General features: G+C 71.5%; 24 protein-coding genes. All 24 read right to left on the bottom strand.

Translation table 11 applies throughout. From position 1 onward, the window contains the following. Nucleotide 1: 1 nt before the first annotated feature. Nucleotides 2-553: a hypothetical protein gene (locus tag KYK13_RS10595; protein ID WP_223643945.1), complete on the bottom strand. Its 552-nt coding sequence runs from the start codon at nt 551-553 to the stop codon at nt 2-4. A 2-nt stretch (nt 554-555) separates the two neighbouring features. Then, nucleotides 556-915, bottom strand: coding sequence for a DUF4054 domain-containing protein (locus tag KYK13_RS10590; RefSeq protein WP_223643944.1), 360 nt, complete (start codon nt 913-915; stop codon nt 556-558). A gap of 7 nt (nt 916-922) precedes the next feature. Then, nucleotides 923-1,270 (bottom strand): hypothetical protein, encoded by a 348-nt coding sequence (locus tag KYK13_RS10585; RefSeq protein ID WP_223643943.1) that lies wholly within the window; start codon nt 1,268-1,270, stop codon nt 923-925. Nucleotides 1,271-1,372: 102 nt separating this feature from the next. Continuing rightward, nucleotides 1,373-2,326: a major capsid family protein gene (locus KYK13_RS10580; protein WP_223643942.1), complete on the bottom strand. Its 954-nt coding sequence runs from the start codon at nt 2,324-2,326 to the stop codon at nt 1,373-1,375. Nucleotides 2,327-2,369: 43 nt separating this feature from the next. Further along, complete coding sequence (locus KYK13_RS10575) at nt 2,370-2,873, bottom strand: hypothetical protein (protein ID WP_223643941.1); 504 nt, start codon at nt 2,871-2,873, stop codon at nt 2,370-2,372. Between the two features lie 42 nt (nt 2,874-2,915). After that, nucleotides 2,916-4,121, bottom strand: coding sequence for a DUF2213 domain-containing protein (locus KYK13_RS10570; protein WP_223643940.1), 1,206 nt, complete (start codon nt 4,119-4,121; stop codon nt 2,916-2,918). 10 nt (nt 4,122-4,131) lie between these two features. Then, on the bottom strand, nt 4,132-5,007 hold the full coding sequence (locus tag KYK13_RS10565; RefSeq protein WP_223643939.1) for a phage minor head protein: 876 nt from the start codon (nt 5,005-5,007) through the stop codon (nt 4,132-4,134). Beyond that, nucleotides 5,004-6,437, bottom strand: a complete 1,434-nt coding sequence (locus KYK13_RS10560) for a DUF1073 domain-containing protein (RefSeq protein ID WP_223643938.1) — start codon at nt 6,435-6,437, stop codon at nt 5,004-5,006. The genes KYK13_RS10565 and KYK13_RS10560 overlap by 4 nt, the downstream gene beginning before the upstream one ends. Nucleotides 6,438-6,485: 48 nt before the next feature. Next, nucleotides 6,486-6,851 (bottom strand): hypothetical protein, encoded by a 366-nt coding sequence (locus tag KYK13_RS10555; RefSeq protein ID WP_223643937.1) that lies wholly within the window; start codon nt 6,849-6,851, stop codon nt 6,486-6,488. A gap of 285 nt (nt 6,852-7,136) precedes the next feature. Next, nucleotides 7,137-8,789, bottom strand: coding sequence for a hypothetical protein (locus KYK13_RS10550; protein ID WP_223643936.1), 1,653 nt, complete (start codon nt 8,787-8,789; stop codon nt 7,137-7,139). Nucleotides 8,790-8,799: 10 nt separating this feature from the next. Further along, nucleotides 8,800-9,441, bottom strand: a complete 642-nt coding sequence (locus KYK13_RS10545) for a terminase small subunit (protein ID WP_223643935.1) — start codon at nt 9,439-9,441, stop codon at nt 8,800-8,802. Between the two features lie 3 nt (nt 9,442-9,444). Beyond that, entirely contained in the window at nt 9,445-9,666 is a 222-nt protein-coding gene (locus KYK13_RS10540) for a hypothetical protein (RefSeq protein WP_223643934.1), read from the bottom strand. A 149-nt stretch (nt 9,667-9,815) separates the two neighbouring features. Beyond that, the gene (locus tag KYK13_RS10535) at nt 9,816-10,007 is read right to left on the bottom strand and encodes a hypothetical protein (RefSeq protein ID WP_223643933.1); all 192 of its coding nucleotides are present in this window, start codon (nt 10,005-10,007) and stop codon (nt 9,816-9,818) included. Between the two features lie 74 nt (nt 10,008-10,081). Next, nucleotides 10,082-10,240 (bottom strand): hypothetical protein, encoded by a 159-nt coding sequence (locus KYK13_RS10530; RefSeq protein ID WP_223643932.1) that lies wholly within the window; start codon nt 10,238-10,240, stop codon nt 10,082-10,084. 886 nt (nt 10,241-11,126) lie between these two features. After that, on the bottom strand, nt 11,127-11,324 hold the full coding sequence (locus KYK13_RS10525; RefSeq protein ID WP_223643931.1) for a hypothetical protein: 198 nt from the start codon (nt 11,322-11,324) through the stop codon (nt 11,127-11,129). Next, the gene (locus KYK13_RS10520; protein WP_223643930.1) at nt 11,321-11,851 is read right to left on the bottom strand and encodes a hypothetical protein; all 531 of its coding nucleotides are present in this window, start codon (nt 11,849-11,851) and stop codon (nt 11,321-11,323) included. The genes KYK13_RS10525 and KYK13_RS10520 overlap by 4 nt, the downstream gene beginning before the upstream one ends. A 208-nt stretch (nt 11,852-12,059) precedes the next feature. Continuing rightward, complete coding sequence (locus tag KYK13_RS10515) at nt 12,060-12,413, bottom strand: hypothetical protein (RefSeq protein ID WP_223643929.1); 354 nt, start codon at nt 12,411-12,413, stop codon at nt 12,060-12,062. Beyond that, a complete protein-coding gene (locus tag KYK13_RS10510) occupies nt 12,410-12,874 on the bottom strand; it encodes a hypothetical protein (protein ID WP_223643928.1) in 465 nt (154 codons plus the stop codon). Before KYK13_RS10510 ends, KYK13_RS10515 begins: the two co-directional genes overlap by 4 nt. Next, on the bottom strand, nt 12,874-13,167 hold the full coding sequence (locus KYK13_RS10505; RefSeq protein ID WP_223643927.1) for a hypothetical protein: 294 nt from the start codon (nt 13,165-13,167) through the stop codon (nt 12,874-12,876). The genes KYK13_RS10510 and KYK13_RS10505 overlap by 1 nt, the downstream gene beginning before the upstream one ends. Further along, a complete protein-coding gene (locus tag KYK13_RS10500) occupies nt 13,164-14,483 on the bottom strand; it encodes a hypothetical protein (protein WP_223643926.1) in 1,320 nt (439 codons plus the stop codon). Before KYK13_RS10500 ends, KYK13_RS10505 begins: the two co-directional genes overlap by 4 nt. A gap of 256 nt (nt 14,484-14,739) precedes the next feature. Continuing rightward, the gene (locus KYK13_RS10495) at nt 14,740-15,402 is read right to left on the bottom strand and encodes a hypothetical protein (protein WP_223643925.1); all 663 of its coding nucleotides are present in this window, start codon (nt 15,400-15,402) and stop codon (nt 14,740-14,742) included. Further along, nucleotides 15,399-17,123, bottom strand: coding sequence for a DEAD/DEAH box helicase (locus KYK13_RS10490; RefSeq protein WP_223643924.1), 1,725 nt, complete (start codon nt 17,121-17,123; stop codon nt 15,399-15,401). The genes KYK13_RS10495 and KYK13_RS10490 overlap by 4 nt, the downstream gene beginning before the upstream one ends. Next, a complete protein-coding gene (locus tag KYK13_RS10485; protein ID WP_223643923.1) occupies nt 17,120-17,503 on the bottom strand; it encodes a hypothetical protein in 384 nt (127 codons plus the stop codon). Before KYK13_RS10485 ends, KYK13_RS10490 begins: the two co-directional genes overlap by 4 nt. Continuing rightward, entirely contained in the window at nt 17,500-19,743 is a 2,244-nt protein-coding gene (locus KYK13_RS10480; RefSeq protein ID WP_223643922.1) for a DNA cytosine methyltransferase, read from the bottom strand. Before KYK13_RS10480 ends, KYK13_RS10485 begins: the two co-directional genes overlap by 4 nt. Nucleotides 19,744-19,848 lie beyond the last annotated feature (105 nt).

The raw sequence follows: 19,848 nt of genomic DNA, 5'->3' as shown, positions 1-19,848 counted from the left end.
GCTACTCCTCCCTCTTCGGCACGCCCTGCTCCACGGCCCAGGAGACGCTGTCCACCATGCGCCCGGTGTCCACCAGCGTGCGCACCTCGCCCGTGGGCTTCCCGTCCTTCCCCAGGCGGCCTTTGGCCTCCTTGCGCGCCAGCGTGGAGGGGGCGTTGGGGGGCGGCACCTCCGCGCCCTGGGTGACGAAATTCTTGATGTCGTTGGCCATGCGCGCACCCGCCAGCCCCAGGCCCTGCGGCAGAGAGACGCGGCCGTCCAACATGGCCACCACCGCCTTCTCCAGCAGGCGCGCGTAGTCCTCCCGGTGCTTGTCGAAGGCGGGCCGCACGAAGGGCCGCTCCGGAATGCCCACCTCCGGCGCACCGAATTCGTGCGTCGCCGCGAGCTCCGGCATGGTGAGGGCGTCGCCTTCCGGCCTGTCCCGCTCCTGCCCGAGGAAGCCCGTGCGGACGTGAATGGCCCCGTCGCGCAGCTGCCGCAGGTTGGCCTTCAGCACCGCGAGGCCCTTGCCGGTGGTGTGCAGCTTGAAGCTGGTGCGCGTGGTGGCCACAGCTACCCCGCGAAGAGGGCCGGGCCCAGGCTGGCCACCAGCTCGTCGAAGAGGACGCCGTAGCGCGTGGTGCCGTGGGCGCCCCCGGCACTCGCGGCGGAGGCCACGGCGAAGGACTGCGAGACGCCGCCCACGGAGACGGACTGCACCGGGCCCTGCGCCATGCTGGCGCCCAGGCCCGGGTTGTACGAAAGCAGCAGGTGCGCCGCGAGGTACGTCACCCCTTCCGCCAGCCGGGAGCCCCACCACTCCACGTCCAGGCGCGCTTCCGCGTGGCGCAGCGCCACGTCCACCTGCGCGTCCGTGGCCGCGTGCGCCTCCGCGCAGACGGCCTCCAACTCCTGGCGAGTGACGAGGGCCACGGGGCGACTACTCCTTCTTCGGCGCCTTCAGGCTGGCCAGTTGCTTCTCCAGCGCCGCCTTCACCTCGGCGCGCTTCTCCCCCTTCAGCCAGCCCTCCAGGGTGGCCTTGTCCAGCGTGTCGCCCACCAGCTTCACCGCGTCCTCGGTGGCCAGCTTCGCGAAGTCCACCGGGCCGGAGGACTTCACCTCCAGCGAGCGCGCGTCCAGCAGCGCCTGGACGGCCGGCGTGTACTTACCCTCCTTCGTCTGCGTGGCCTTCTTCCAGGCCGCGTCGTCCACGTTGGGGTTGGCGCCGGGCCGGAGGATGACGGGGCCGAAGGCGTAGACGCGGGCGTCGTTGTTTTCGATGTGCATGCGGCAGGTGTCCCAGAGGGTGGAGAGGAAACGACGCGAGGCCAGGCCCTCCGCAGCGAGGAGGAGGGGGGATGCAGCAAGAGGGCCCGGCCCCGCGCCAAGTCAGTGGCCGGTGACGTAGGTGACGGACAGCGGGTACATGCACTGCACGCCCGCGCTGTTCGCCCGGCACGGAACCCGCGTTTTGAAGCCGCGCACCTGGGGCGCGGCCTGCTCGAACTGGATGCCGGTGCGGTAGCGCAGCGCCCGCGGGTCGGCCCGGTAGACGATGCCCAGCCGCGTGCCGCCGGTGCCCGCCTCGGCCAGCCGGGGCCAGGGCTCCACCGTCTTCACCCACGGGTGCTTCGAGGTGAAGAATTCGAGGACGGTGGTGTCGCTCGCCTCGGACAGCTTCGTGGTGGCGATGAGGGTGAAGCGGTCCAAGTCCAGCAGCATGCGGTTGGGCCGCATGGGCGCCACGTTCTTCGTCAGGATGGGGCCGAGGTTGGCCGCGTTGTTCAAGTCCTTGAGGATTTCGGCCGGCGTCTTGTCCGTCCACTCGGTGGGGTTGCCCGCAGCCGCGCCCGGCTCGCAGGTGTAGACGTTGGCGTTGGGCAGCCGCGCGAAGCCCAGCAGGCCCAGCTCCGGCGCACCGAAGAGGGACACCTGCTCGTGGAACTCCTCCACCGCCATGCGCGCGGCCTCGGCGCGCGGCACGTCCAGCGGCACGCCGGAGAAGGCCGCTGCCTCCAGCTCCGCCTCGGTGTACTGGTAGGCGGTGCCGAAGTCCTTGATGGGGCTGGAGAAGCGCTTGGCGCTCACGTTGACGACGGGCAGGTCCTCCGCATCCGCGGACAGCCACTGGGCCACGCCCAGCCTGTCGTACATGTCGTAAGCGATGGACTCCGCGCCCCGGGGAATGGAGGTGTCCACGGGGATGTGCTTCGCGTACTCCACCTCCGCGTGCTCGACGTTGTAGACGGCCGGGTCGAGGTACTGGAGTTGCTGCTGCTGGAAGAAGGCGAGCGCCTCCGCGTCGTTGCGGAAGGCCGACTGGTAGGGGTTGCGAGGGGCCATGAGGGGGGGGGGCTCCGGGAAGAGGTGGTTGCGGCCGGCGCGGTTACGCCTGGCCCGCGCGGATGGTGTTGGCGTCGAGGAGGAGGACGGCGATGCCATTCGCCGCGGCGCTGGTGAGGTACATGGCGCCCTTCAACTCGACGGCGTTGGTGGTGTCGGCGTCCTTGCGGAAGGCGCCCTTCTGGCCGGTGCCGGAGAAGCGCGCGAAGGCCCTGTCGCCCTTCACCACCGCCTGCTCCACGCGCACCAGCACCGCGCCCTGGGCCAGGACGTTGAGGATTTCCTTCGGCTTCAGGCCGGTGCCGGAATAGGCCTCGTACCCGTGACGGGCCGAGTAGACGGTGACGCCCGCCACCTTGTCGGTGGCCGCCGCCAGCAGCTTCACGCCTTGGGCGCTGGTGGTGTCCTCGGCCACGAGGACGCCCCACGGAATGGCCGCCGTGGACTCGGCATTGAAGCGGGAGACGATGCGCTGGGGCGTGTCGTGCTCCGCGAGCTGGCCCGGGAAGCCGCGCTCCATCTGGTACTGCGGAATCGTCGTCTGCATGCGTGCCTCGAAGGTGCGGAAAGGGGTGGTGGAGGGGCGCGGCTACCTGCGCGCGTCGCGCTTCCACGAGGAGGTGAGCGTCTTCTCGTAGGCCGCGCGCGACGACGGGGCGTCACCGGGCGGGGCCACCGCCGCGTCCGCGTGGAGGCTGCCCCTGTCCTTCTCGAAGCGCGCCACCTCCATGTCGAAGAGGGCCTGGACATAGTCGTCGGACTTGCCGTCCAGCTTCACGTCGGGCGCCAGCTTGCCGAGGACGGCCAGCTTCACCGCCTTGTCGTCCAGCGCGTCCATCTTCACGGCCGCGCCCAGCACCGCGCTGGAGCGCTTCTCCAGGGAGACGCGGGCCTGCACGCGCTCGCGCAGCTTCACCGGATCCTCCGCGTCCTGCCGGGCCTTCTTCATGGCCTCCAGCTCGCGCGTCAGGGAGTCCACCTTGGCGTTGGCGGTGTCGGTGGCCTTCTTCGACTCCTCCACCTGAGTGGCGGACTCCTCCTTCGCCGTCTCCGTCTCCTCCTTCGCCGCGTCGATGGCCTGCTGGTACTGCGCGGCCTGCGCCGTCAACGCCTCGGCCACGTCCTTGGGCACCGCATACGCCTTGCCGCCGATGATGACGGGCACCGTCTCCATTGCCACTCCTTCGGAAGTTGGACTGCTTGCGGCCTCGGACGGCACCGCCGCACCTCCCGCCATGTCAACGTCGGGCGTCACCTGCACCGCGTCGCATGCGTCCATGCGTACCGCGCACGCGGGGCCCGCGCGGCCGGCCGTCACCACGGCCAGGTGGTTGCCGCGGATGTTCCGCTGAATGGCGTCGTAGGGCTGGCCCTCCCAGAGTCCGGGCGTCTCCTCCAACTCGCACGCGTACCCGTTGGAGAGCTCCGCGCGGACGCCGGACTCCATGTCCCGAATCAGCTCGTCGTCGGTGACGAGGAGCGTGGCGCGCACGTAGTCCCCGTCGCGCACCACCTCGCCGTCCACGTGCCCGCGCTGGTACAGCCGGGTGTTGGCCGCGGTGAGGTGCTCCGGCGGGTGCTCGCTGGTGATGGGGACGCTGCGGAAGCTGGCCATGGAGTCCGGGTGGAAGACTTCCTCCGGCAGGCGCAACTCCTTGCGGATGCGGCCGTCCGGCAACCGGTAGTTGAAGATGCCGACGCGCGTGGGCAGCCCTTCCGCGCGCAGCCAGCCGTTGGGGAGTCGCGTCGGAGGCGCCAGCGTGCCTCCGGAGTCGTAGCGTCGGACGGGGGCCATGGGGTGTCCTTCAGAGGGTGTCGAGCACCGATTCGACGTCAGGGTCCGCGTAGCAGCGGCAGTTGACGGCCTGCCCGGGGTGCCCCTCCGGCGGGGGCTTGTCCCAGGGAATGCGCTTGCCGGAGAGGGCGACGTGCTCCGGCCGCACGCGGTTGTCGCGCGCGGTGCGCCAGACGTAGTGGGTGATGCCCAGTCCCTCCTGGCGCGTCTTGTTGAGGCTGCCGTACAGCTTGCCCACCTGGTCATTCGCGATGAGGGCGGCCTTCGACTCGCTGACGGAGTAGCGCTGCTGCAGCACCTCGGCGAGCTGCTCCGCGCGCGCGCCGGTGGTGAGTGCCTGCACCAGGTGCGCCTCCACCTCCTCGAAGTAGCTGGAGGCCATGGACTGGATGAGGGCGACGTTGTCCCGCGTGAAGGACTCCACTAGCGGGCGCAGACTGGGCTCCGCGGAGAGGACGTCCACGCTGAAACCCTCCTTGAAGACGCGGCGGAACTGCGCGCGCTGGAAGTCGGACACCTTCCCCGCCACCACGCCCGCGAGGCGCAGCAGCTTCGGCGTCGGCACCTCGGCCAGCCACTGCTTCGCGGCCCGGCGCACGGCCGCGCGCGCCTCCACGGTGGGCCCGGGGCGGCCGAAGCCGCCGTCCGGGGACGGCGCGTCCGCGCGCTGGGCATCCTCCGCGCGCATGCCCTCCAGCACGGGGCGCAGTTCCGCCTTGAGAATGGAGTGCGCGTCGCGAAGCAGCGGACGCAGGAGGCGCAGGTACAGAAGGCGCTGGGACTCGGGCTCCGCCTGCCGGGGCAGACGTCGCGGGCCGCGACGCGGTGGGGCCCGGCCCGCCATGGCGGCGCGGCGCTCGGCCATGAGAGAGGCGAGCGTCTTCATGCCGGCACCTCACTCGTCGTCAGCGGCGGGAGGGCGGGCAGCTCCGGTGCGGGCGCCTCCGCGCCCTCACCTGTCTCCGGCGTCCCCCCGCGCGCGGCGGCCAGGGCGGCCCTGTCCTTCGTCTCCAGCTTCGTCTCGGCACTCCACTCCGGCCCGCCGAAGCGACTGAGGGCCACCTCCTCGGGCGTCAGCACGCCGGAGTTGATGTAGAGGGCGTCGGTGTCCGCCACCAGCTTGCGGCGCTCCGCCACCTCCTTCTGCGTCTCCTGGCGCAGGGGCCGGAAGACGAGCATCCACTTCGGAGGCTCCACGCCGCCCGTGGGCCCCTGCTGGCTGCGAAAGAGGACGCGCAGCAGCCGGTTGAAGCGCGGGCGCAGGACGGCCTCCTGCTGGGCCTCCACGTAGGCGTGCCAGTTGTCCATGTCCGCGCTCCCCGTCGCGGACAGGCCCGCCGGCGCCTCGCCCATGAGGACGGACAGGGGGATGTCCGCGGCGGCGGCCAGCACGCGCAGGAGGCGGTCGAAGGCGTCACCCGCGCCGGAGAGGGGCGCGGCCTGGCGCTGGAGGGCGTCGTCCTTGTCCACCACGGTGTAGCCGATGGCGGAGCGTGCCATCCGGATGGCGTCCAGCCGCGCGCGCAGCTTCGCCTTGCCGTCCGCGCCGGAGAGGAGGTTGGCCAAATCCTTCAGCCCCAGCACCGTCTCCCCGTTGCTGGCCAGGAGGGCCGCCAGGGTGCCCGAGCCGCCCGCCGCGTCCCAGAGGGCGTCCACGCACCGGGCCAGGATGCTGTCCCCCCAGCCCTGCTCCTCCACCCGGTGGTGGGGACTCGTCGTCACGCCCGTGAAGACGAGCAGCCGCGACTCGTGCACCAGCAGCCGCGCCGCGCCCCCGCCCGGGGACACGGGCTGCCACGCGTACACCTCCACCTCTCCGAAGCGCGGGCGCAGCGGGTCGCGGTACCAGCGGACGGGGGTGAGCTCCTGCCGGGTGATGGGCGTCAGGTGCGTGAGGCGTCGCACCGCCCGGGAGTCCAGCGGCAGGTCCGTCCCGAGCCCGTCATCCACACCCAGGAGGAGAGCCCCGCCGCCGTAGGCCCGCGCGTACTTCAGCGCGGTGGCGAGCCGGGCCCAGACGTCCAGGTCGTCCAGCTCCGCCGCGACGCGCTCCTCCGCGGCCTTATCCTCCCCCAGGCGCACGTCCCCGCGCCTCATCGTCATCGCCTCGGCGGGCTTCTCGATGATGCGGGCGGAGTACGCGTCCGCGCGCCACATGGCCTCCCAGTACGTCGGCGCCCGGCGCTGCACCACCGGCACTACGGCCGTGCGCGAGTCCTGCCCGGCGACGCCCAGGCCCGTGGCCAGGTTCTGCATGGCGTCCGCCCGGGCGACGGCGGCGCTACTTCGCGAGGAGGAGGGGCGAGGCTTACCCATGCCTCGCGGCTACCGGCGCTCCTCCCGTCTTGTCACCTGAGGCAGACGCTACTGCTGCTCAGTACCCGGAGAATCCTTGGCTACCGGATTGGCCGAACCATCTTTCGAGTCAGCCTTGCCGTCTTGAGGTTTCTCTGGATGAAGCAAGGCCCAGAGTGTGCCTTCCTCCGCCGTCGTGCCTTTGCGAGCCGCAACACATGGCGTCGATTCGGTAGTCGTCGGAAAACACCCATTGAGCCCGAGCTGCGGCGTGTAACCCCATGCAAGACACGAATCTAGCGAGGGAAGGGCTTCAACCTTGAAGATGATTTTCTTCGATGAAAAAGCCTTCGCGGAAAAACCCGGCCCTACATCTTGAATCTTGATGGCACCATCAGGTCCCGATTCTCCTTGGGCCTCCAGCTCGATATCCATCTGGCTGGCGATCTTTCCGCCTGCCTTCTGAATCTGATAATTCGTCTCAGCCAGGGCGCATGAGTGCATCAGCGCTGAACTGGCCAGGGGCATATGTGCGTAGAAGCCGCGATTCGCACACCCAGACGCAAGCAGTGAGAGCAACGCCAATATTTGAATTTTCATATCCCCCCAGCGAGCACAACGAGTTGCCCAGCAATCACAGGCACCGAAATCCAAACACTAACGGCAAGGCATTTTCAAGCCCCGCCCAGTCGATTTGATCAAACCGTGGCTGGGACATTCTCACCCCAGCCCCACGAGGCTCGCGAGCGAGTCACTATAGAGGGCCTCGGAGGTGCCGGACTGCCAGCGTAGGAGGATTTGCGACTGCTGATCCACCGCGTCCATGCCTTCGCCCTTTGGGGCGGAGCCGTGGGCGGCGATGTACCTGTCCCGCCAGGGGGCGTGTAGCGGCAGGAAGACGTTGCCGCCCTCCACGTGCCACGCGGTGGCGGCGGCGCGGGCCTCCTTGCTGCCGTACTCGGACACCGGGAAGGGCACCAGGCCGGGCACCTTGGACGCCAGGGTGTCGATGACAGCAGGGCCGTTGGCCTTGTCCTCCACCACCTTCGCGCCCACGCGCGGCCGGCGCAGGGCCTGGGCCTCCAGCGCCGCGCACGTCTCCGTGAAGGACAGCGGCTCCCACACCAGGTCCATGAGGTACTTGTGCGGCCCGCGCTTCGCCCAGGCGCCACCGGCCACCTTGCTGCTGCCCTCCGTCTTCTTGAAGGCACAGTCCCAGGAGAGTTCCTCCAGGTCGAAGGGCTCATCCGGGTTCAACTCTATCGTGCGCGACGCCAGCTCCGGCACCTCGTCTTCCCAGGGCCAGCGCCAGAAGCGCCACCAGGAGGCCTTGAAGAGGTTGCCCTCGGCCACCATGGGCTCCTGCTGGTGCTGCGCCGCCCAGCGCATGGACTTGCGCTTCTGCGCGGTGACGTAGCTGGGCCCGAAGCGCTCCGGCAGCGCGAGGACGCCGGGGCCGCGCTCGTCCCGCCAGCCCAGCGCCGTGTGCCCGCGGGTACAGGTGGCGCAGTCGCAGGCATTCTTCCCGTCGGCCTCCTGCTTGATTTTCAGGTGCTCCCAGTCGCCCTCCTCCTTCAGGACGTGGTGGCTCCAGTCCTGGGTGTGCACGCGCTGCTGGACGCCCAAGCGGATGGAGCGCTCCGGGTCATTCACGCGGGACTCCAGCGCGTCGTCCCACCGGTTGTTGACGCCCTCGCGCTCCGCCTCGCTCCAGACGCCCTCCGCGTCGTTTGGGTCGTCCAGAATCTCCGCGTCCGCGCGGTCTCCCGTCACCACCGCCTTCCAGCCCTTGGAGAGGCGCCAGCCGCCCGCGCTGGTGCGGTAGTGCCCTTTCGCGTCCTCCGTCTCGGAGAAGCTCCACCAGACGTCGAAGGTGTCCCGGTACCAGGAGGACTTCACCAGCTCGCGGCACCTCTCCGCGTCGCGGCGGGCCACGTCTGGGTTGCTGGAGAGACACAGCGCGGTGAAGCTGGGCCAGCGCAGCCACACCCACGCGAGGAACATCACCGAGAGGATGCGCGACTTCGCGTACCCCGGGGGGATGTTGACGAGCAGCTTCCGGAAGCGCTGGGGCACCACGCGCACGCGTCCCCCGTCCTCGAGGACGCCCAGGCGCCGGGCCTCCCGCCACAGCCCGGCCACGTGGTGCCGGCGCCTCTCTTCCTCCTCGCGCGCCTTCGCGTCCGTCGGAAGGGGCCCGGTGGGCAGCGGCGGCAGCGTGCCAATGCGGGCCAGCGTCGCACGCATCCAGTCCTCCACCAGCGCCTGGGCGTGCTGGCACACCACGGCCAGCGGCCACCCCCACACGAGGGGCTCCGTCGGCTCCAGCACCGGCCAGGAGGCGCGCACGAAGACGGAGAAGTCCGCCTCCATGCGCTCCCTCTCACGGGCCTTCTGGCGCCTCTCCAGTTCCGCCTTCACCGCCGCCGCGCTCGGCAGCGTCTCGGCGCCGGGCGGCCGCCTCGTGGATGGCGTGGATGGCCTGCAGCTCTTCATCCGTGTACCCCGACAAGTCTTGTTGGGCGTTTACCTGGACGGGCGCCCCGTCCTTCCCCGTCACCTCCAGCTTCTCCTTCAGCAGCCCCAGGTGTTTCGACAGCAGCTCCAGCGACTTCGGCTTGTCCCACATGCGCACCTTCGCCACGGTGCCGACGGCAGCCCCGTCCACCTTCAGCTGCTCCACCTCGATGCTGGCGATGGCCCGGCGCAGGCCCACCGGCATGTCCTTCAGCGGGCGCAGCGCCCCGTGCTCGTCGAAGGCGTCGGCCACGTCCGACGTCGCCAGCCGCGCCAGCTCCACCAGCACGTCGTCCGCCTTCAGCTGGACGCGCTCCGCCCTCGCCTTCTGGGCCGCCTCCACCGCCTCTTGAACCTTCGGGTTTCTCAGGAGCTCCGAGGCCATGGCCGCGGCGCTGCGCTCCGCGTACCCGGCGCGGATGGCGGCCCGGGTGGCATTCAAGTCCACCAGGTACTCGCGCACGAAGGCCGCCTGCCTGTCGTTGAGGCTGCCGCTCTTCTTCGCCATGGCCTACCCCACCTCGCCAGGGGCAGAGGGCACGGGCCGCTGCCCCCGGGCGTCCTCGGTGCGCGTCTGGCCCAGGCCGGCTTCGGTGAGCCACCCCTCCACCGTCTTGCGGTGCAGGCCCAGGCGCTCGGCGATGTCCGCGGCGGACAGGTTGGGATTCTTCTCTCGGATGGCGAGGGCGCGCGTCCGCTTCGCCTCGCGCTGCTCCTTCGTCAGGCACGGCATGGAGTCCTCCCCTGGCCGCGCGGAATGTCCCCGGCGGCGGGTATGGGTGGTGTCCCCAGCGGTGCTTTCCCTGGCGCTCCTGGACTTCGCGGGCCCGGCCGTTGGCGCGGCCGGCCCGCTTCCCTTCTACCTCTGACGCACAGGCACTACTACCTGAGCGCCTTCTTGAAGACTTCAGCCGCCGCGCGCTCGATGGCCCGGCGCTGCTCCGCCGTGAGTTCCGACGGCACCTCCGCCGCCCCTTCCGGCGCGGCGCACTCCTGAGCCGCCTTCTCCATCGTCTTCACCGCGCGCAGCATGGAGGCAGGCAGCTTGAACTTCACGTTGACGTTGGCCGACATGTAGGACTCCTCTTGAAAAAGGGCGCGGAAATGCACCCGTTTCCCTAAGAAGGGGCGGCCACCTGGCGGCGGGCCTAAAAAAGTGGAGGGCCGTTCGCCAGCCACCTCCCGCGCGGCAGCTTCACCCCGGCGCGGGCGGCGAGCTTCTTCAGCCCCGCGTAGGTGAGGCAGGGGAAGCGCTCCAGGACGGCGCTGTGGTGCACCCCTTCGCGGAGCAGCTCCAGCGCCTTCACGCGCTGCTGGCGCCGAAGCTGGGCGGGCGTCAGGCCCTCCGGCCGGTCCGGACCGAGGTCGCGGAGATCGCACGAAGGATCGCTCCACCTTCCGCTCCGGTCTGGCGACGTTCTCTCGGTAGAAAGCTGATGGCCACTCGCGGGACGGCGACACGTCATTGGGATCGCCCAAGTCTTCGCAACTTGCCTTGACGTAGAGGATTGGCGAGACGTGCCGAAGTATAAAACCCCGACCGTTTGACATTGGGTTCGCCCTGGCTACATTTGATGACGCTGCCCTTCGGCAGCGAAGCCCAAACAATAGGAGCAAAAAATGACAACAATATTTCGCCGTAATTCAGGAGAATCACACCCCGCCTCAAACGTGACCCATCGACGTGGCCAGCAGCACTATCAAACCGTGCGTGCACTCGGCGGCTTTCAGGAGCGCATCCCAACGCGCAAGGACCCAGACTCAGTGACCTTCGTTCTCCCTCGGGGCGTCTCGACCGGACTGGAGGAGGGATGTAGTCTTATCTCCCCACAAGGAGCATATCGACTATTCATAACTTCGGAGGACATGACCGAACATGGAACTTTTGTGACTGCGTTCACGCAGTAAGTCCTAAGACCTAAATCGGCAATGCTCAAGAGGCCCAGCCCCTGTGAGGGGCTGGGCCTTCCTATTTTAAGTGTCTCCCGCGCGCCTCATGTGGAGCATGTTGCGGCGGACGCGCATCTCCGCGTGCACGGCGTCCACGGTGGTGTCCCGGAGTAGCAGCCCACGGGCGAGTACCGCGAGACGCCGGGCCGCGCGGCTGTCCTGGCACAGCGGCACACCTTCCTGCGCTTCCTGGGCGCGCCTCCAACGGCAGCAGGAGTTGCTCCGGATCGTGGCAGGCCATGGCTACCCGCCCTCCGTCTTCGCACCCTGCCGCGACTCCAGCACCGGCACGCCCTTGTAGACGTGCCCGTCGCGGATGGCCTTGATGGTCTCCCAGTGGCAGCCGTAGAGCCGGGCCAGGTGCGCCACGCTGTACCCGGCGGCGAGCGCGGCGCGGATGCGGCCCACCTCCTCGCGCAGGTCCCCTGGGCGGCACGTCATGACTTCTTCCCTCCCGGGTAGCTGGCCGGCGTGGCGAGGGCCGCGAGCCCGCGCAGCGGCCGGGACGGAGCCTTTTTCGGTGCCTTCGGCTTCCGCGCCCTGGACGCGCGGGCAGAGGCGGCCTCGGCCGGCACCGGAGGCGGGGGCGGGGCCAGCGCGTCCTGGGCGCGGACAGCCGCGGCGAGGGCGTCATCCCCCCAGGAGAGTTCCACCAGCACCGAGGGCTCGCCCTGTGCCTGGGCGTACACCCAGCGCACCAGCGGCGAGGCGTCGTCCAGGCGCAGCTGCCGCGCCACCTCGTCGCGGATGCTCTTCATGGCAATGGGGAGGTTGTCCCCGCTGTCGAGCGTCCTAGGGGACACGCGCGTCAGGCGCACCACCAGGAGCGCGGGCCCGCTCCAGCCGGGCCACAGCAGGTGGGTGGCGTCGCGCTGTCCCTTCGCGCGCCTGTGGCGCTCCATGTGGTGCTCGCGCCGGTTGGAGGTGTTGACGGTCTCCACCGGCACCTCGAAACGGATGCAGCTCATGGACGGACGCCTCCCTCGCGGATCCGCTCGTGCAGGCCACAACTGCAGGCGAGCCGCCCGTGGGTGCGCGGCAGGCGGCACCCGCGCTGGTGGGCGCCGTACCTGTCCAGTGCCTCGGCGAGGCGACGGACGCGGGCGGAGAGCTCCGCCACGCGCTCCCTCTCGTGAGCCAGCGCCTTGTCTATGTCGGGGTGCTTCCGGCAGGACGTCACGACTCCACCTCCTCGGGCAGCGGGACGCGCTGGATGCGCAGCCACAGGCGGGCCTCCAGCACGTAGGACTTGCAGTGGCAGGACGCACACTCCACCTCCCGGCCAGGAGGGCCCAGGTGGTCCACCCACTGCGTTGCAGGGTGCTCCGCGGCGTGGGCGAAGTCGCCGAACTCATCGCACCAGGGGCACCGGAGGCTGTCCGCCTCGCCCTCCTGCACGGACGCCTCTGCGCACCGCTCGCAGAAGTCCGCGTCATCCAGCGCCGGCGCCGTGCAGCGCTCGCGGGCGCCGCGCTTCGGCGTCCGGACGGCGATGCAGAGGCGGCGCGGCGGAGCTGCTGTGGGCGTCACGACGTCACCTCGCGGATGAGGTGCCCCGCCCTGTCCAGGATGAGCGCCCGCCCTGGCCAGCCCTCGGCGCGGCACAGGCTCACCATGTGCCGCGTCCCGCGCCCCAGCCCCGGGTCCGTGTGCGCAGCCACCCAGCCCACGCGCTGGCCCTGGGCGGCGAGCGCGCGCAGGGCGTCCCGCATCGCCTCGTTGCGCTGAGGGCCCGCGCGGTTGCCGTCGCGCTTCCAGTCCGCGGGGAAGCGCTCCACGTCCTCCACGCGGAACCAGGGCCACTCCAGGTGGGCGGCCACCTCCCAGAGGCGGTCCGCGCCGAAGGCCTCGGGCTCGTCCGTCTTCCGCGCGTCCCCCGCGCCGTGGATGAGACGCATCCCCACGTGGCCGGCGAAGCGCCGCATGTACGCGCGCAGCGCCGGCAGGTGGTTCAGCGTCAGCCCACTGCTTCCGCAGGCCAGGAGCACCATCACGCCTCCCCCGCCACGCCGAGCATGCACAGCGAGGTGGGCTCCACCGCTCGCAACAGCTCCGGAGACACCACGGCCAGCGCGAGGAGGAGCGCGCCGCGCTCGGGCTTGTGCGGCAGCCCCTGCTTCCAGTCGCACTCGGGATGGGCATCCATGTAATCCCTGGCATGCCGCAACAGCGGACTCACGTCGGGGGGCTCCGGCACGAGGTGGACGGCGCCGATGACCGAGAGGAGCGCCTGCCCGAAGGCGCGCGGATCTCCCGGTGGAAGTTTGCGGAGTCGCCTCTTCATGGACTCATCTCCTGGGCGGCAGGGAGTGCTCCACGCGCCCGGGACGCCACCCAGCCCGAGACGCTCTCCGTCGTGAGGCGCGGCACATCCGCCTCCAGCCGTGCCGCGCAGGCCCGGCACAGCGGGTGCCCCCACACCACCAGGGCGGACACCGTTCCGCACCCGGTGCCGCAGGGGGCGCTGGGCTCCTCACCGCGGCCGACGCTCAGCTGCGCGCGACGACGGGCCTCCGCGGGGGGCAGCTGCGCCATGCCCGCGCTGCCCGCCTCTGCCCCGCCCTGCCCTGGGACGTGCCGGCGCCACACCTCGGGTCCGACGAAGGCCCGCGTGGCGCACACCGGTTGGCGAGCCTGCCCCCAGGCGTCCTCCAGCCACGCCAGCCAGGCCGCGCGCAGGCGCCCCTCGTCGCCTCCGACGGCGGCCAGCGCGTCCGCGTACCAGGTGGCCCAGCCCGGCGGGGGTGCCTCGGGGATGGCCCCGGGGAAGCGCCGGCAGCGCTCCTCCTGCGCCCACGCGAAGAGCACCTTGTCCGGGCTCGGCGCGTCGTCCTCCATCCACTTCGGCGGTGCCTTGCGGACGACGGGGGCCACCGGGACAGGGGCTGCCGGGGACGTGTCCCCTCCGGCTCGGGACAGGGGGACAGGGGACATGTCCCCGGGGACAAGGGGACAGGGGACAGGGGACACGTCGCGCGCGCTTTCAGCAGCAGCTCGCTTCTTCTCTCTCTGCTTCTGCTTCTTCAACCTCTCGTACTCTCTCCGCTTTTCGTCTTTCGACGCTGTTGCTGCTGCTTCCCCCCTACCCCCCTTCATGTCCCCTGTTGTCCCCGGGGACATGGGGGACATGTCCCCGGGGACAGGGGGGACAACCATGGGGACAGCGGGACGGGACGCGCCAGGGACAGGCGCGGGGACGGTGAGGGACGGGGCCAGCAGCGCGATGGCGTGCGCGAGCCCCTCCGCACGGCCCTCGCTGCGCGCCAGGTCCTCGCGCAGCTGGGCCATCTGGGCACGCAGCGCGTCCAGCTCATCGTGCAGGGCATCGGGGTCGAACGTGTGCGCGCAGCACGCCCCCGCGGGCTCGTGGCGGTAGGTGGGCGCGTCGGACTCCGGCGCGGGCGAGGCCTCACCGGGCCAGCGCGCCTCGGGCGGCAGCTCGCCGGGAATCACCTGGGCCGCCTCCTCCTCGCTGACGAGCTGTCCGGACAGCAGGCGCACCATGCCCGGGGGCACCGGCTCGCCCTCCGCGATCTCCGGAGGTGGGGGCGGGACAGGCCGACGACGACGGCGGGCAGGAGGCGTGGGGCAGATGCTCATGGTGTGGGGTCCTGCACGGGAAGAAGGGGCGACGCCTCCGGATGGGGGCAGCACGCGGGCGGGACGGGCCGATCCACGCAGTCGGCCAGCGCCGCGACGCCGTGGCCGCAGGTGGGCCAGGGGCCCGGGTGCTTCGCGCGCACGGACTCTGAGGCCACGCGCGGTGCGTGGGGCGCGGGCAGGCCAGCGGCGGTGACAGCGCCCATGCGCGGGGCGCCGCAGTCCTCGCAGACGACGGTGGGTAGGCGGCACCGGCTCAAGGCGACCCCCCCGTGGCGCAGGTGTGCGGCGGGCACCCGGGCGCAGTGCAGCGCCAGGCACGGCACGTGGGGCACTTCGTCATCGCGCGCCGGCAGCTGCACTTCCGGAGGACTCGGTCGCGGAGGCTTGCGGGCTCACGGCCCCCGGAGCGCGCGGCCAGGTCCTCGTAGGCCGCCCAGCGCGCCGTGTCCGCCTGGACGACGGCGCCGAAGGCGAGGCGCACGCGGGCCAGCACCGGCGCGGGCACCTCCCACAGCGTGTCCGCCGGGCCGGGCTCGCAGGCCACCGGCTCCGGCAGCGCCACCACGTCCTCCAGCCACAGCCCCACCGGGCCCACGTACCAGCGCGACTGCCGCTCGCCGTCCGGCCACAGCGACACCGCGGCGACACGCGCCACCGCCATCACCGCGCACGTTGGCAGTTCGTCCGCGGGCGGGGCGCTGACGCCCGGGCCGGAGGGCGAGGCCATCCAGCCCTTGAGCTCCGGCACGTACTCCGCCGCCGCGCACACCGCGACGTAGGCGCCCAGCACATCCGTCGGCGGGGCCCGGTGCAGGTTGAGCACCGGCGCGTTGCGGACCTGGACGGACCAGGCCCACGGCTGCGGCGCGGTGACGCCGAAGATGGGGACGCGCATGGGGGCGTCGCAGGGGCTCACGCCGCCCTCCGGTTCTTCAGGAAGGCCTCGGCCAGCTTCCGCACGCGCCCCTCGTCCGTCTCCAGCCGCTCCATGAGGCTGGCCTGCGGATCGCGGATGCCCTCCATCTGGTTGCGCTTGATGCCGAGGACATCCGCCACCACCGGGTCGGAGCCGGAGTCGGACACCAGGAAGTAGGCCATGACAGGGTCCGGCTGGCCGTCGCGGTGGACGCGGCCGCACGCCTGCTCGTGCACGCCGGGACTCCAGTCCAGCTCGCCGAACACCACCGTGCGGCAGCAGTGCTGGAGGCCGTCGAGGCCCGCGCCCGCGCGCAGCGACATGATGAGGATGGGCGTCTGGCCCGACTTGAAGCGCTGGGCCTGCTCCTCCTTCTGCGCGGGGCTCTCCTGGCCGGTGAAGATGGCCGGGGAGTACTCCGCGAGCCGCTCCCGCCAGATGCTGTACACCTCGTGGTGCCAGCCGTAGAGCAGCACGCGCTCGCCGTTTTCCACCAGCATGCGGACGAACTCGGCGACGAAGGGCGCCTTCGCGATGCCGGTGGCCTGCCGCAGGCGCCAGGACAGCTCCCCGGACGCGTGGAGCCGCTCCTCCGGCTTCACCCCGCCCTGGGCGAGGATGATGCGGGCGAGCTCCGCGGCCTTGTCCTGCACCTCGTCGAGCACCCGCGTGTCCGACTCGACGGTGTGCACATCGCGCGAGAGGGACGGCAGCTCCCGCCCGACGTCCTGCCGCGTGCGGCGCAGCATGAGTCCCGCGTCGCGCAGGTACGTGCCGAAGGCGCGCGGGTCCTTGAAGTTGAGCTTGTCGTCCACGCCGGTGCACCACTCCCGGCTGAACTCCTCACGCGTGCCCAGGACGCCGGGTTTGATGGCGTCGAGGACGTGAAACATCTCCCCGCCGTAGTTGTAGATGGGGGTGGCGGACAGGCCGATGACGAAGGGCGTGCGCTCCGCCAGGTAGTGGGCGGCCCGGTACTTGTCCGACTCCGGCCCGCGCCGCAGCTCCTGGCACTCGTCGAAGACGATAGAGCGCACGCCCGCGTTGGCCAGCGTGTCCGCCCAGCCGGACAGCTTGTGGTAGTTGAGGACGAGGACGTCCGGCCACGGCAGCTTCCGCCCGCCGCGCCCCCGGGTGACGTCCTCCGGCGTCGCGCGCTTCGCCACGTGCACGCGCAGGCGCGGCAGGAAGCGCGCCAGCTCGCGCTGCCACTGCCGGGGCAGGTGCGTCAGCGTCACCACCACGGCCGGCAGCGTGCGCGCGTCCGTGAAGCCCGTCAGCGCGGAGGCCGTCTTCCCCAGGCCAACGTCGTCCGCGAGCAACAGCCGCTGCAGTCGCAGCCACATGTCCGCTGCCTTCCGCTGGTACTCCCGGGGCGGGACATTCATCGCGAAGTCGGGCGCCTGGTACTCGGCCGCCAGCAGCTCCGCCACCTGCGCCTCGCGCCGTGCGTGCTCGCGCGCGCCGTGCCGGAGGAAGTCCTTCGCCTCCTTCCCCACCACCTCCATGGGGTAGCGCTCCAGGAACCAGTCCAGCTCCCGCGCCGTCTCCGCGGTGGCAGCCAGGAGGACTTCGCCGACGTCACCCTTGTTGATGCGGTCGAAGACGCGCTTCAGGCGCAGGGCCACGTGGGGCTCCGCCTGCACCACCCACGCGGGCCGCTCACCACCGCGGCTGCCCAGCTTCCGCGCCTCCAGGCGCACCGTCCCGTACGTCTTCACAGCAGGCCTCCCCTCAACACGGCGACGCGCACGGGCTTGCCCTGCATGAGGGCCGGCAAGCTGTCGTGGCGGCTGCGGGTGGTGACGAGCAGGAGGGCGTGGACGTCCTCCCTCTCGGCGTAGCGCAGAAGCTGGCGGGTGACCTCGGACAGGCCCCCGTCCACCTTCACTTCGAGGCCGACGTGGGCTTCCGACAGCAGGAAGTCGATGCGGCCCGCTTCCCCCAGCCGCACCTCGCGCTGAAAGGGGATGCCCGCCTCCGTCAGCACCTGGGCGAGCGCCTCCTGAAGGAGGGACTCCCCGGCGCAGCGGAAGCGGTGGCGGGTGACGAGGGCGCGGGCCTGCTCCAGCGCCGTCATGGCGGGCGTGGGCGCGCTCATGCCGCGTACCCCTCAAAGCCCGGGCGGAACCAGAAGTCGCTCACCAGCGACCAGCCGTGGCCCAGCTTCGACTTCAACGCGGCGAGGAGCTGCTCCTCCTGCCACACGAGGGCGCCGCCCGCCGGGATGCCGTCGCCCACCATGCTGCGCACGCGGGCGTCGCTGGAGGAGACGAACTCCAGCGGCATCCCGTCCACCACCGGCGGCAGTCCCTGGAGGACGGCCAACTCCAGCGTCGTGAGCGGCCGGTGCCAGCAGCCCGAAAGCGGCGAGAGAATGGCCGGGGCCAGCGCCCCCTTGGGCGGCTCCCAGCCCTCGGCGAGCAGCGCCAGGGCCAGGTGGATGCTGATGACGGGCCGGGGCGCGGGACGCGGGTCCGCGATGGCCGCGGAGCCGTTGTCCACCTGGAGGCTCCCCGTCACCGTGCGTGCCGGAGAGTCCCACTCCAACACGCCGTAGAAGCCGTTGCGGCAGGTGGGCCCGACGCCCAGCGCGTCGAGTGCCGCCGCGGCGCGCGAGTCCGCGAGCGCGGCCGGCGTGTTGCTGCTGCTCACCGTCGCGGAGCCGGAGACGGTGGGCGCCGGGGCGCGCTCGTCCATGACTCCGAAGAGTCCGGGGCGACCGTGGTAGCTGTCCGCGCCCGCGGCCGTCTGGCCCAGGCCGACGAGCTCAAGGACGCGCTGGTCCCCCACGGCGGGTGCACCACTACCGGGGCGCGTGGCGGCGGTCACCGTGCCCGCAGGCCCGGCCCAGTCCGTCACCGCGTACTTGTTCCGGTGGCGCAGGGGGTTGTCCGCCCCCATGGCGATGCCGTCCAGGCGCGGATCCGCCACGGAGACGGGCGTGCTACCGCCGGAGACGTAGGGCATGCCGATGACGGTGCCCGCGGGCTCGCGCCAGTCGATGACGCCGCAGGTACCCGCGCGGCCGTCCGCGCGCAGCGCCAGCGCGTCCAGGGGGCGGGCGTCAGCCACCACAGCCGCGCCGGCCTGGACGTCCGTGGCGCCCGTCACCGTCTTGCCTGGGGCGGCCCAGTCCTGCACGCGGTACTGGTCCGCGAAGCGCTCGCCCCGTGCGTGCGTGAGGGACACCCCCTCCAGCGCGCGCGGGTCGGCCACGGCCGCGCCGCCGTTGTCGTGCCGGGCGACGCCGCGCACCGTGGGCGCCGGGCCGTCCCAGGCCGTCACGCCCTCAGCGCCCCGCCGCGGGGAGTGCCCGAGTCCGAGCGCGTCCAAGGGACGAGGGTCCTCCACCGCGCACAGCCCCGCGCCCCCAGGCCCGGACACCGTGGGCGCCGGCTCCGCCCAGGCCTGCACCGGGTGCCGCCGGTGCACCTCGCGGCGCTGCTGGCCCGGCTGCACTGGCGTGCCGAGCTGCTCCTCCACCAGGGCACGGAAGGGGCTCGTGTCCACGCCCGCCGGCCACAGCCCGCGCGCCTCCAGCCACGCCACCACGCCCCCACGCGGCGGCAAGTCCCGCCAGTCCCCGCCCGGCGGAACGAGCGCCAGGCGCACCGCGTTCAGCCACTCAATCTTCGGCAGGCGGTGGTGCTTCCCCGCGCGCGGGTCATCCGGGAAGGGCAGCGGCCCGAGCACCTCACCCACGCCGCGCAGGCGTTTCTTGTTGGGCATCGCCACCGGCACCGGGCAGCGCTTCGCGTCGCGCCAGCAGATAGTGAGGCGCTGGCGGCGCTGAGCCAGCCCCGCCTCCTCGCCCAGGTCGTGCTCGACGACGGACACCTCGTAGCCCGCGCGGCGGCCCAGGCGCAGCACCTCCGCGAGGTTCTCCGGGCAGCGGTGCCGGTACGCCGGCACGTTCTCGATGACGACCATGACGGGGCGCGCGTCGCCCTGCCACGCCGCCAGCACCTTGCGCGCGGCTTTCACCGCGAGCCGGTTCATGTCCTGGTACTTCTTCGTCGCCGCGCGCTCCTTCGAAGTGAGCCGGGAAGCGCCCTTGCAGGGCGGGCTCCACTTCATGAAGTAGGGCGCGCGCTCGCCGAAGAATGCGCGCAGCTCGCGCGGGCGCATGCGTCCGATGTCCGCACAGAGAGACTTCGCGCCCGTCAGCTTCGTGAACGTGTCGCAGCGCTCCTGCTCGAAGTCGATGCCGCCCACGTTGCGGACGGTGGCGCGGTGGCCGTCCACCTCCACCTGGGCGCAGTCCGCGCCGTACGCACCGACGCCCGCGCCGCAGAAGAGGTACCCGACGGTGAACTCGTGCTCCTGGATGCAGCTCATGGACGGCTCCGGACGACAGCGACGGCGCCGAGCGCCGCGAAGAGAGAGAGGAAAGAGAAGAGGGAGGCACCCGCGCGCGGCTCGGCGCGGGTGAGGCGGTAGCCG

Source organism: Corallococcus sp. EGB, from assembly GCF_019968905.1.
GTDB lineage: Bacteria > Myxococcota > Myxococcia > Myxococcales > Myxococcaceae > Corallococcus.
This window is presented reverse-complemented; position numbering and strand designations above follow the sequence as displayed.